Source organism: Arthrobacter sp. Bi26 (assembly GCF_918697925.1).
Taxonomy (GTDB): Bacteria; Actinomycetota; Actinomycetes; order Actinomycetales; family Micrococcaceae; genus Arthrobacter.
Genome location: NZ_CAKKMF010000015.1, coordinates 63889 through 75662, shown reverse-complemented (window position 1 = coordinate 75662; position 11774 = coordinate 63889). Strand labels below are relative to the sequence as shown.

The 11774-nt window shown below is 66.7% G+C and carries 15 protein-coding genes; 10 read left to right on the top strand and 5 right to left on the bottom strand.

The window, feature by feature from the left end; all coding sequences use genetic code 11:
• Positions 1-173 precede the first annotated feature (173 nt).
• Positions 174-683, top strand: coding sequence for a 30S ribosome-binding factor RbfA (gene rbfA / locus LQV16_RS06150; RefSeq protein ID WP_229993017.1), 510 nt, complete (start codon positions 174-176; stop codon positions 681-683).
• A gap of 149 nt (positions 684-832) precedes the next feature.
• Positions 833-1270, top strand: coding sequence for a thioredoxin (gene trxA / locus LQV16_RS06145; RefSeq protein WP_229993016.1), 438 nt, complete (start codon positions 833-835; stop codon positions 1268-1270).
• A gap of 98 nt (positions 1271-1368) precedes the next feature.
• On the opposite strand, the gene LQV16_RS06140 is transcribed toward trxA, so the two are convergent.
• Complete coding sequence (locus LQV16_RS06140; protein WP_026266615.1) at positions 1369-1578, bottom strand: hypothetical protein; 210 nt, start codon at positions 1576-1578, stop codon at positions 1369-1371.
• A 91-nt stretch (positions 1579-1669) separates the two neighbouring features.
• The gene (locus tag LQV16_RS06135) at positions 1670-2884 is read right to left on the bottom strand and encodes a pyridoxal phosphate-dependent aminotransferase (RefSeq protein ID WP_229993015.1); all 1215 of its coding nucleotides are present in this window, start codon (positions 2882-2884) and stop codon (positions 1670-1672) included.
• Positions 2885-2969: 85 nt separating this feature from the next.
• Between LQV16_RS06135 and truB the strand changes: the two genes are divergently transcribed.
• The 3 genes from truB to LQV16_RS06120 are packed head-to-tail and all read left to right on the top strand — an operon-like array spanning position 2970 to position 4901.
• Complete coding sequence (gene truB / locus LQV16_RS06130; protein ID WP_229993014.1) at positions 2970-3980, top strand: tRNA pseudouridine(55) synthase TruB; 1011 nt, start codon at positions 2970-2972, stop codon at positions 3978-3980.
• Positions 3980-4333: a hypothetical protein gene (locus LQV16_RS06125; RefSeq protein ID WP_229993013.1), complete on the top strand. Its 354-nt coding sequence runs from the start codon at positions 3980-3982 to the stop codon at positions 4331-4333. The genes truB and LQV16_RS06125 overlap by 1 nt, the downstream gene beginning before the upstream one ends.
• A 19-nt stretch (positions 4334-4352) precedes the next feature.
• Positions 4353-4901: a hypothetical protein gene (locus tag LQV16_RS06120; RefSeq protein ID WP_229993012.1), complete on the top strand. Its 549-nt coding sequence runs from the start codon at positions 4353-4355 to the stop codon at positions 4899-4901.
• Between the two features lie 44 nt (positions 4902-4945).
• Here the strand turns inward: LQV16_RS06120 and LQV16_RS06115 are convergent, their stop codons facing one another.
• Positions 4946-5500 carry an NUDIX hydrolase gene (locus tag LQV16_RS06115; RefSeq protein ID WP_229993011.1) on the bottom strand — a complete coding sequence of 185 codons (555 nt, stop codon included), beginning with the start codon at positions 5498-5500 and terminating at the stop codon, positions 4946-4948.
• Between the two features lie 374 nt (positions 5501-5874).
• On the opposite strand from LQV16_RS06115, the gene LQV16_RS06110 reads away from it, so the two are divergent.
• Positions 5875-6579 carry a GntR family transcriptional regulator gene (locus LQV16_RS06110; protein WP_229993010.1) on the top strand — a complete coding sequence of 235 codons (705 nt, stop codon included), beginning with the start codon at positions 5875-5877 and terminating at the stop codon, positions 6577-6579.
• A gap of 40 nt (positions 6580-6619) precedes the next feature.
• Here the strand turns inward: LQV16_RS06110 and LQV16_RS06105 are convergent, their stop codons facing one another.
• A complete protein-coding gene (locus LQV16_RS06105; RefSeq protein ID WP_229993009.1) occupies positions 6620-7078 on the bottom strand; it encodes a PTS glucose transporter subunit IIA in 459 nt (152 codons plus the stop codon).
• Complete coding sequence (locus LQV16_RS06100) at positions 7078-7308, bottom strand: PTS glucose/sucrose transporter subunit IIB (RefSeq protein WP_229993008.1); 231 nt, start codon at positions 7306-7308, stop codon at positions 7078-7080. The genes LQV16_RS06105 and LQV16_RS06100 overlap by 1 nt, the downstream gene beginning before the upstream one ends.
• A 204-nt stretch (positions 7309-7512) precedes the next feature.
• Between LQV16_RS06100 and LQV16_RS06095 the strand changes: the two genes are divergently transcribed.
• From LQV16_RS06095 to LQV16_RS06080, 4 genes are read left to right on the top strand one after another with little or no spacing between them, the layout of a single operon-like run.
• Positions 7513-8763, top strand: coding sequence for a PTS transporter subunit EIIC (locus LQV16_RS06095; RefSeq protein ID WP_229993007.1), 1251 nt, complete (start codon positions 7513-7515; stop codon positions 8761-8763).
• 46 nt (positions 8764-8809) lie between these two features.
• Positions 8810-9586 (top strand): glucosamine-6-phosphate deaminase, encoded by a 777-nt coding sequence (gene nagB / locus LQV16_RS06090; protein ID WP_229993006.1) that lies wholly within the window; start codon positions 8810-8812, stop codon positions 9584-9586.
• Positions 9571-10410: a copper homeostasis protein CutC gene (locus LQV16_RS06085; protein WP_229993005.1), complete on the top strand. Its 840-nt coding sequence runs from the start codon at positions 9571-9573 to the stop codon at positions 10408-10410. The genes nagB and LQV16_RS06085 overlap by 16 nt, the downstream gene beginning before the upstream one ends.
• Positions 10400-11626: an amidohydrolase family protein gene (locus LQV16_RS06080; protein ID WP_229993004.1), complete on the top strand. Its 1227-nt coding sequence runs from the start codon at positions 10400-10402 to the stop codon at positions 11624-11626. Before LQV16_RS06085 ends, LQV16_RS06080 begins: the two co-directional genes overlap by 11 nt.
• The last annotated feature ends 148 nt before the right edge of the window (positions 11627-11774 follow it).

The following is an 11774-nucleotide window of genomic DNA, read 5'->3' as shown; positions in this document are numbered from 1 at the left end:
AGCTCCGGCAGGCCCGATGCCACTCCCGGGCCCCCTCCACGGCTCCAAAGGGTCGCCGGAAGAAACCAACGGGAGTCCGTCGTAGACTCGCCTTAGGGGCGTGGCATTAAAACCCAACAGTTGTGCGGCCACCGTTCCGGCGCCGTCGTACATCCAAATTTTTAGGAGTGGAAATGGCTGATCCCGCACGGGCTGCCAAGTTGGCGCAGCGGATTAAGGTTGTCGTTGCCGAGGCGCTGGGCCGGAGGGTGAAGGATCCCCGACTGGAGGGCGTCACCGTGACCGACTCGCGGGTGACCAACGACCTGCAGCACGCAACTGTTTACTACACCGTGTTCGGTGACGAAGTGGCCCAGGCCGATGCCGCCAAGGGGCTCGAGAAGGCCAAGGGTGTGCTGCGGCAGGAAGTCGGCCGGAACATCACCGTGCGGCTGACACCGACGCTCGAATTCGTGGCCGACCAGATCCCCGTCACCGCCTCGAACCTTGAGGAACTGCTCCGCGCGGCGAAGAAGCGCGACGCCGAGGTGGCCGCGCTGGCCGAAAGCGCCACGCACGCCGGAGACGCCGATCCTTACAAGAGTGATACGCCCCAGGACGTGGAGCTCGACGAGGACGACTTTGACGAAGAGGACCTGGACTTCATCGACAACGACGCGATCGATGAGGACCGCAACAAGTAAGAGTGCCTTCAACAGCAGGGGCCGGAACCGGAAACGGGTCCGGCCCCTGCTGTTTCTGTATCCGGGGACCTTCGACCCTTGGCCCGTTGAGGGGCAGGGGAGTCCCATGGAACCATGACTGCACGTATGCGCAGGGCCATCGGAGTGCCGTGGAATCCAGCCTGACCAAGTGCCCGCATTGCGGGAAGACCAACCGGATTCCCGCGGCCGCTGCCGGGCACCCGCGCTGCGGCAACTGCGGCAAGGACCTTCCCTGGATCGTGTCGGCGTCAGACGCCGACTTCCCGGTTGTCGCGGAGCAGTCTTCCGTTCCGGTTCTCGTCGATTTCTGGGCGGCGTGGTGCGGGCCGTGCCGGATGGTCAGCCCGGTGCTGGACAGGTTGGCGCAGGATCGGGCCGGGAAGTTCAAGCTCGTGAAGGTCGACGTCGACACCTCCCCGGGATTGTCCAGGCGGTTCGATATCCAGGCCATCCCAACGTTGCTTGTCATCAAGAAGGGGACGGTGGCGGCCCGCCAGGCTGGCGCGCCGCCGGCCGCGGCCCTCCGCAGCTGGCTCGATGAGGCATTGGCGGCAAATCCGGGATGACCGCCGGTTGGGTCGGGCTTGGCACCCAGATGACGTCGAGATTGCAGAACACGGCAGTGCGCGGGCAAAAATTGCCGCCAAATGCCATCTCGAAATGCCTAGCGGCGCTTGGAGCGTCCCCGGGCTCCCAGCCCACCGCCTAGCACGGGAGATCCCATGCCGAGGAGGTAGCCGAAGTCATACCAGTTCCCCGCGCGGGCGGAGTTATAGAACGGGAACTCACTCCAGAAACCGAAGACATGGGCGATCAGGACGATCCATGCCGTCAGCCCATTCCAGAAACCCCACAGCAGGTCTTGCCACCACACGATGTACTCCCTTGGCCGGAATCCACGGCGCCCGGACGGGCCAGGACAACCCGAAGCCAGGATGGCGGGCCAGCCTGGAAGCGCCGTGTGCTCAGGCTAGGGCGCCAGCTTCTCCGGCGGTAGGGCCGGTGGACCCGTCGGGGCCTGCCGCCAGTTCGCGTGCAGGGATACGCCGGAGGCCCTCCACAAGATCGGCCTGGTTTCCGCAGAGCGCAATGCGGATCCAGCCCTCGCCAATAGAGCCGAACGCCGTGCCGGGGGCGAAGGCCACGCCGGAGTCCGCCAGGAAGCGGCGCGTCCATGTCCGGACATCCCCGTCGCTGGCATGTGAGACGTCCGCCCACAGATAGAACGCGCCTTGGGCCGCGAGGTAGGGGATGCCATGGGAGCTCAGCACCGCCGAGGCCGCGTCCCGGTTGGCCCGGTAATGGGCGTGGGCATGGCTGACGTAGTCCTGCGGACCGGTCAAAGCTGCCAGTGCCGCGTACTGCGACGGGGAGGCCACACAGGACACGATCGACTCCATGACGTTATTCATCTTCTGCTCCAGCCCGGGCGGACAGATCAGCGCGCCGATGCGCAGTCCCGTCAGCCCGTAGGTCTTGGAGAGCGTGAGCGAGGTGAACACGCGCGCTTCGCCTGGAACGTCGCTGTCGAAGCGGGCCGGGCTGACGTGCGGGACATCGTAAGTGAACGCCTCGTAGCATTCGTCGGAGATGACCCACAGATCGTTCCGCCTCGCCAGCTCCACGAGGCGGCGCGTCAGGTCCTCGCCCAGGACGGCGCCGAGCGGGTTGGACGGAGAGTTCAGGATCAATACCTTGGTCCGCGGCGTGATGAGCGCCTCGATGTCCTCGATCCGCGGCTGGAAATCGTGCTCCGGGTACAGCGGGTAGCGTACGGGCACGGCGTGCAGCAGGCTGCTCGTCATCGCGAAGGTGGGGTAGCCGGGGTTGGGAATGAGGATCTCGTCCCCGGGGGAGAGCAGCAGGCTCATGGCAAAGTGCAGGCCTTGCTGGGCGCCGTCGACCACATAGACGCGCTCGGCGCCGACCGGCGTCGCGTTGTGTTCACGGAAGCGGGCGGCGAAGGCCTCCCGCAATGCGGGGATCCCGGCGTTAGGGGTGTAGTTGGTCTCGTCCCGGTCCAGGCACGCCATCCCGGCCTCGAGGACGTGGCGGGGGACTGCGAAGCCCGGCTCCCCGATACTGAGCACGATCGCACCGGGCGTTCCCCAGGCGGCTTCGGTGATCTCGCGGATCTGGTTGATCGGGACGTCGCGGACATGTGCGGCAAGCTCGGGCATGTGTGCCATCCTAACGCCCGGCGTCCGCGGTGGGCGCGGGGGCCGTGGGCGGTGGGGCGCGGCTGGCCCGCATATACTGGGAGGCGTGCTTTCTGGACTGGTGATAGTAGACAAGCCGCAAGGTTGGACCAGCCACGATGTGGTTGGACGGATGCGGCGGATCGCCGGTACCCGAAAGGTCGGCCACGCCGGGACGCTCGATCCGATGGCCACCGGCGTTCTCGTGGTGGGCATCAACAAGGCAACCCGGCTGCTGACCTACATTGTGGGCACCTCCAAGACTTACACCGCCACCATCAGGCTCGGTGAATCCACCGTGACGGACGACGCCGAAGGCGAGGTCACCGCCACCCGCAGCGCCGCCGGGGTCACCGAAGACGCTGTCCGCGCCGGAGTCGCCGCTCTGACCGGGGAAATTGAACAGGTTCCCAGCAGTGTCAGCGCCATCAAGGTCAACGGTGAACGCGCCTACGCCCGGGTCCGGTCCGGTGAAGAGGTCAAGCTCGCGGCCCGTCCCGTGACGATTCACCGCTTTGAGGTCCACCAGGTCCGCCGCGTGCACGATGGTGAGGCAGACCGGGAAGCCCTGGACGTCGATGTCACGGTGGAGTGCTCTTCCGGCACATACATCCGTGCCCTGGCGCGCGACCTCGGCGAGGCACTCGGCGTCGGCGGCCACCTGACGGCACTGCGCAGGACCCAAGTGGGTCCCTACACGCTTGAGCAGGCACACACCCTTGAACAATTGGCGGAGAAGCTGGACGTCCTGGAGATCTCGGACGCGGCCCGGGCCCTGATGCCGAACCGTGAACTCAGCGAGGCGGAGACCACCGAGATTTCCTTCGGCCGCAGGGTCGCCGCAGGAGCCGCAGCCGGCACGCCGGAGGCAGCGACCGCGGACAAGCCGGCAGCAGCGTTCGCGCCGGACGGTACGCTCGTGGCGCTCCTGGCCGACGCGGGAAGCTACGCCAAGCCCGTGCTGGTGTTCGCGCCCGATAACGAAAAGCGCTCCACTGAAAAGAGCGGCACCGAAAAGCGCTCCATCGAAAAGGGCGCCACCGAAGCGGGCGGCAACGAACAGCGGGCCGGGCAGTAGTGGACGCGTATTTCTACATCATCCTTGTGGTTGGCCTGCTCTCCAGCATCATCTGCGTCGCCGCGGGCATCCTGAAGAAGGCGCCCAACGACACGACCATACTGTCGGTGGCCGCCGTCGAACTGGCCCTCCTGGTCTATCTGGTGGGCTCGATTGTCCGGGTGGCCAGCGGGGAGCAGATCGCGGGGGAGTCCTGGGAGTTCTGGGGCTATCTGGCGACGGCGCTGATCCTCCCGATCGGCGCCGTGTATTGGTCCATCCTGGAGCGGACCCGCTGGAGCAACTTCGTCCTGGCCGCGGTCGGCGTCACTGCCCTGGTGATGGCGGCCCGTATGAACCAGATCTGGTATTGAGATGGAAGAGGCAGAAAACGTGAACGCAAAATCCTCCCAGGAGGGCACAGGCAACCCGGCGGGGTCGGCCTCCGGCATCACCGGGGCAGCGGACGCCGGGCCGGCAGCTGCTGGTTCCACGGAGGCTGGTTCCACACAAACTGGGGCGGCGCAAACTGCGCCGGCGACCGACACCCGCAACACTGGGCCGGGACGGCTGCTGATTGCTGTCTATGCCGTGTTTGCGATTTCGGCGACCGCCCGGGCCGGCTACCAGATTCTCACGAAGTTTTCCGAGGCGCCCCTGGCGTACCTGCTGTCCGCGTTCGCCGCAGCCGTCTACGTAGTTGCCACCGTGTCCCTCGCGAAGCCGGGCCGCACCGCGTTCAAGGTTTCCGTGGCGGCAGTCCTGGTGGAGCTTGTGGGCGTCCTCGTGGTGGGGGCATTGAGCGTATTCGACTCGGTGAACTTCCCGCACGAGACGGTGTGGTCCTTGTTTGGCCGCGGCTACGGATTCATCCCGCTCCTGCTGCCCATTCTGGGACTCATCTGGCTGTATCGCCGGCGTCCCGCGCCCCGGCAGCACTAGGCCGGGCTGCCCCGTCCGGGGCTTGCCCGGGCACACACGGCTGGTTACGGCCGGCTGGTGATGCGCCGGGCCTCCGTGAGCCTGCTGCGCAGTCCGGGCCAGGCGGTGGCGAAGCCCGGGTGCAGTTTCTTGCCACCGACTGCGTCAACCCCCACCCACTGCAGTTCGAGACTTTCCGGATCACTGATGGCGGCCTCGAAGGGCTGCAGTGCCTCGGCAACCACCGTGGTGTAGGTCCAGTAGCCGACGTCGAACACCGACGTGAACAGGACACGGACGTTCTCCGGAGGCACGGCCGCTTCCTCGCGTGCTTCCCGCAGCGCCCCGTCGATGGCCCCTTCCCCTTGGTGCAGGGCACCTCCCGGGAGCCCCCACGTGCCGCCTTGATGGCTCCACAAAGCGCGGTGTTGGAGAAGGATTCCCTTTGCGGCGTCGTGGACCAGGAGCCCGGCGGAACCGAACCGACCCCAGAACCGTCCGTGCTCGCCCTCGACCCAGGCGTCACCGGGATCGCGTGGACCCAACGGGTGGCGCAGGCCGCCCGGCACCGGTCGTGCGAATGGTGATTCCCCCGCTTGGGGCGCGGCTGTGCTGTCCATCCCTACAGCTTGCCACGCGCCAGTCCATACGACGGCGGATGGCGTACGCAGTGTTACGGGCTGAACCGCTGCCCACGGATACTCGCTCAGCGGTCTTCGACCGGGGATCGTTGGCCAATGGTCTTCGACCGAAGCCTGCACCCAGGCCTTCACTCGAAGGGCCTCACCAAATAATTGAGATCAAACCAGGCCGCGGCGTCGGCCAAACCAGCCTCAAGCGCCAGCAGGGCTGGTCGTAAGTTTTCCGGTGGGCCGTGACAGGGTTCACGTGGCATAATCCGAGTAGGTGGTCCTTACCGGATCGCTCCACTAACAAAGGGGCCGATTTGCCAGCCGCACGTACGAGCACGGCACCTGCCACCCAGGTGCATATCGTGAACAGTCAGGTACCCAAGCACGAGCAGCTGCGCTCGATTATCCTCAAGGTGGCCAAAGAGGAACTCGAACCCGGCGCCCGCCTCCCCAGCGAGCGCGAACTGATGGACGCGTACGGCGTCAGCCGTATCACCGTCCGGGCCGCCATCGGCCGACTCGTCACCGAGGGCCACCTCGTGCGTGTCCCGGCCAAGGGCACATTCGTAGCCGACTCGGCAGTTCAGTCCACCCTCCACCTGGCGTCCTTCACCCAGGAGATGGAGGCCCAGGGTCATACCCCCAGCACCGTGGTGCTCCTGGCGGAGCTCGCGGCCGCGCCGAAGGACACGGCGGACGCCCTGGGCCTGTCCCAGGGTGCCGAGGCGATCCACCTGCGCCGGCTGCGTCTCGCCGACGGCCGGCCGGTCAGCGTCGACGACGCCTGGTACAACCCGGAACATGCCAGTGGGCTCCTCGACATTGACCTCACCGGCTCGGTTTACAAGGCCCTGGCCGCCCAGTTCGGCAAGGAGATCAACCGCGCCCGTCAGACCGTGCGCGCCGAGGGCGCCCCGGCGGATGTCGGGGCGCTCCTCGGCACCGGGACGGGCGCGCCGGTCCTGTTCTTCGACCGCACTTCCTACTCGGGCCAGCTCGCCATCGAGCACACACGTTCGTGGTACCGATCTGACAGGTACTCGCTGAACATGGAGGTGCGGCTGTAGCGGGAAGGGCTCCGGCTTTGTTTCCGTGACCCCGCCCTGCCTACGGCACCGAGAACAGCTCGGCGCCGGCCGCCACGGCGCCTGAGGCGATCGGCGTCGCCGTGTCCGGCTTGGTGTCCAGTACGACGATGGGGCTCACGAGGGAATATCCGGCGGCCACAGCGGCAGCCGGATCCACGCGCATGATCAGTGCACCGGCGTCGACCGTCGCCCCCTTGTCAATGAGCAGCTCGAACCCCTCGCCCTGAAGCTTGACGGTGTCGATCCCGACATGTGTAAGCACGCCCCTGCCCGCGGTGTCGACGACGATGAAAGCATGCGGAAGCAGCTTGATGATCTTCCCGGCAACCGGGGAGACGACGTCAAATGTTTCGCCCTCCGGCGGCTCAATGGCCGCGCCGGAGCCGACCATCTGGGCAGAGAACACCGGGTCCGGGACCTCACCGAGGGGCATAACCCTGCCGGCCAGGGGTGCGTGGATGAGGAGTGCCTCCGTCATCAGAGGAGGTCCTCGATGTCGTCGGCGAGTGTGTCCGCCTCCGGGCCCACGATGACCTGAACAGCTGTGCCCGCGGTGAGTACGCCGTGCGCCCCGGCTGCCTTCAGGGCCGCCTCGCTCACGAGTGAGGAGTCCTTGACCTCAGTGCGCAGGCGGGTGATGCACGCCTCGACTTCGACGATGTTCCCAGCTCCGCCGAGTCCTTCAATGATCTTTTCTGCCTTTGACATGGCATGCCTCTCTCATTGCGCCCCCTTCCGGGGGCACTTCGGATCCGTGGCCAAGCGGCCCCGGTGTGGCCAGGATGAGTCAATCCGTCCGGCGGATCGACTGCCTTGACAGGTCCGCGTGGGATGAATCACACTGGTTATAACCAGACAGTACCGGCTGAGCCGATCTTCCACAAGCCCTTCCTAAACGCAAAGGTGCCTCTCATGTCAGTCCCTGAATCCATCGCCACGGCGCCGGAGAAGAAGGCGAATGCCGCCTTCTCGAACCTCCAGCGGTTGGGCCGCACGCTCATGCTTCCGATCGCGGTTTTGCCCGCCGCGGGTATCCTCCTCCGGGCCGGTCAAGTGGACCTTTTGGGCGCCATCCCCGGCTTCGAAGGCGGTGCCTCCGTGGTCGAAGCCGCCGGCAGCGCGGTCTTTACGTGGCTTCCGCTCATCTTCGCCATTGGTATCGCCATCGGCTGGGCCAAGAAGTCCGACGGGTCGACCGCTCTGGCGGCCGCCGTCGGCTACATGGTGATCGATGGGGTCTTCAAGGCAATGTCTCCACTCGTTCTTGCCGGGCAAGTGGATCCCGCGGGCAAACCCGCCGTCATCAATTACGGCGTTCTTGCCGGCATCGTCGTCGGGTTGTTCTCGGCTATCCTGTGGCAAAAGTTCTACCGCACCAAGTTGCCGGACTACCTGGGCTTTTTCAGCGGCCGGCGCCTCGTGCCCATCCTGACGTCCCTCACCGCCCTCGTGGTCGGCGTGATCATGGCCCTGCTCTATTCAGCGTTCAACGCGGGGCTGTCCTGGGTTGGCGAGATCGTGGCCGGAAACGCTGTCCTTGGTGGCGGGCTTTACGGTTTTGCAAACCGTATGCTCATCCCGGTGGGGCTCCATCACGTCCTCAATTCGGTGGTCTGGTTCCTCGTAGGCGACTTCAATGACGCCTCCGGTCAGCTTGTCCGCGGCGACCTCAACCGCTTCTTCGCAGGTGATCCGACCGCCGGCGTGTTCATGACCGGGTTCTTCCCCATCATGATGTTTGGCCTCCCCGCGGCTGCTTTCGCCATCTGGCGCCACGCCAAGCCGTCACAACGGAATCTTGTCGGCGGGATCATGCTCTCCACCGGCCTGACGGCCTTCCTGACCGGGATCACCGAACCACTTGAGTACGCCTTCATGTTCGTCGCGTGGCCCCTCTACATCGTCCATGCCGTCCTGACCGGCACCTCGCACGCGCTCGTCAATGCACTGGGAATCCACGACGGCTTCACGTTCTCCGCCGGCCTGATCGACTTCGTCCTGAACTTCAGCAAGGCACAAAACGCCTGGATGCTCATCCCCATCGGGTTCGGCTACGCGGCCATCTACTACTTCCTGTTCTCCTTCGTAATCAAGCGCTGGAACCTGCGCACTCCCGGACGCGGGGACGACGAAGTCACCGTCGAGACCGAACCCGCGAAATAGCCACACAGCCCACCCGCACTGACAGCCACAGGGAGTACACCCCAGCATGGAAATCATCATCCTTCCCGGCGCGGATGACGTCGCCCACACCGCAGCGGACATCATCGAGGAGCGCCTCCGCAGCGGTCCGTCCGTCTTGGGCCTCGCGACCGGCTCGACGCCCCTCGGGACCTACCGCGAACTTATCGACCGCCACCGCCGCGACGGGCTGAGCTTCGCCGCCGCCCAGGCGTTCCTCCTCGACGAGTACGTCGGACTGCCAGCCAGCCACCCCGAGTCCTACCACTCGGTGATCCGGCGCGAATTCACGGACAGCGTGGATTTCCCCGCCGACGCCGTGCACGGACTCGACGGCGCATCGTACCCGGCGGCGGAGGCCGCCCGGTACGACGCGAGTATCTCTGCAGCCGGAGGTGTGGATGTTCAGATCCTCGGCATCGGCACCGACGGGCACATCGGCTTCAACGAGCCCATGTCGTCCCTCGCGTCACGGACCCGCATCAAAACGCTCACCGCCCAGACCCGCCGCGACAACGCACGCTTCTTCGCTGGCCTCGACGAGGTCCCGGAGCACGTACTCACCCAGGGTCTTGGAACGATTCGGCAAGCCCGACATCTTCTCCTACTCGGGCTGGGCGAGGCGAAGGCCGACGCCGTTGCGGCGGCTGTTGAGGGGCCGGTCGCCGCTATCTGCCCCGCCTCGGCTCTCCAGCTCCATCCACACGTGACCGTTCTCCTGGACACGCCGGCAGCGTCCAAGCTCGCCCACACCGAGTACTACCACTACACGTTGGGACGGAAGCCGGCATGGCAGGGCTTCTGAGCGGCGCGGAAGCCGGCACAGCGGGGCTTCTGAACGACGCGGCCGCCGGGGAGCTGCGCCCTGTGCCGGACCTCGAGTTCGCCGTCGAAGACGTCACCGGGATGCGGATCTCCGCGGCCGTCGGCGCCACGCGCGTCGAGCTGTGCGCCGCGCTCATCGCGACGGGCGGCATCACCCCTGACATGCGGATGGTGGACATGGCGTGCGAGGCCGGGCTGCCCGTCCATGTCCTCGTCCGGCCCCGGCCGGGAGGGTTCGCCTACACACCCGAGGAGCTCCGGATCATCGAACGTGACGTGGTGGCGGTGCTGCGGGCAGGGGCGGCCGGCGTCGTGGTCGGCGCCCTGGCACCCGACGGCGGACCGGACGCCGTCGCGCTCACCCGGATTGTCGCCGTCGCGCGTGCCCAAAAGCCCGCCGCACAGCTGACCTTCCACCGCGCATTCGACGCCGCACTGGCCGCCGGCGCGAACCCCGCCGACGCGCTCGGGCGGCTCGAAGACGCCGGCGTGAACCGGGTGCTCACCAGCGGCGGCGGAACCGACTGCACACAGGGGATCGGAATGTTGGCTCGGCTCGTGGAACTCGGACGGGACCACGCGCCGGGAGTACAGATCATGGCTGGCGGCGGAGTGACTGTGGACATCGTGCCGCGGCTCGTGACAGCAGGAGTGCATGCGGTGCACTCATCGGCGCGCCCGCGGCCCGCATCTCCCCTGGATACGGGCGCCGGCGTCCGGCCGGAGGCGATGGACCCGGAACTCGCAGCGGGCATCGCGGCAGCGCTGCGGACCGCGGACAGGATCACTGAACATGGTGAATGAGGTCGTGACGCTTCGTGGCCGCATCGTCACCGGTAGCCTGGCCATCGACGACGGCGTGATCGCCGTGGCCGGTGACCGCATCAGCTACGTCGGACCGGCTTCGGCATTCCCCGGAATTGCTGATCTGGAGCAGAACCGCCCGGCGCGGGACGGCCGGTACACCCTGCTGCCGGGCCTCGTGGACCTGCACTGCCACGGCGCCGCAGGATCCGATTTTTCCGAAGGCTCGGCGGCCGCGGCACGCTCGGCAGCCCGATTCCTGCACCGCCGCGGAACCACGACGCTGCTGGCCAGCCTCGTGACCGCCTCCACCCACGACCTGCTCCGGAATCTCGACGCCTTACGCCCCGTGGCAGAGGAAGGACTCATCGCCGGGTCACATCTGGAAGGCCCCTTCCTGTCCCCGCACCACCACGGAGCCCACGATCCCGCCCTGCTACGGGATCCCGATCCCGCTCTGATGGGTGAACTGCTGGCGGCGGCGGGGACCAGTCTTGTCTCCCTGACCTGCGCAGCCGAACTTCCAGGCGCCCAGCGCCTGGTCGACCAGCTCACGGCCAGCGGAGTGGTTCCCTCTCTGGGCCACACCGCAGCAGACACGGCGACCGCGGCCGGGTTCCTCGGCCGCGCGGCCCTCGGCCTGCGGCGGGCCGGACACCGCCAGGGGAACCCGGTTCCCCGGCGACCCACGGTGACGCACCTGTTCAACGCCATGCCGGCGCTGCATCACCGCTCACCCGGTCCGGTGGCCGCCAGTCTCAGCGAAGCGCACGCCGGCAGGGCCGTCATTGAACTCATCGCCGACGGCGTCCACCTCGCCGCGGATACCGTCCGGATGATGTTCGACCTCGTCGGTGCTGAGAATATTGCCCTCGTCACTGATTCCATGGCGGCCACGGGCCTGCAGGACGGACGTTACCGGCTGGGAAACCTGGCCGTCACCGTACACGAGGGGGTCGCCCGGCTCGACAGCACCGGCGCGATTGCCGGCGGAACCGCAACCCTCCTTGACGTGGTCAGGGCCACCGTAGCAGCAGGAGTATCACTGCAGGACGCGGTCCGGTCAGCCAGCGCCGTCCCGGCATCAGTTCTCGGCCTGTCCGGGCATGTCGGCGACCTTCACAAAGATATGCGGGCCGACATTGTCGTCGTCGATTCCGAATTAACCCTCGCCGGCGTGTTGCGGCACGGCAGATGGATCGAACCACTGCCGTGAAAGGAACCGCGCCCTCCGTTGCCCGGAACCTCGAAGCCCGAGAAGCAAACCCCACCTATCCCTCGCGCTCGATGCAGTACGAGTGGCCGGGCGGCCATCACCCTGGACTCGTCCGTTCCCTTTACTTGGCGCGGACCGCGCCACACTC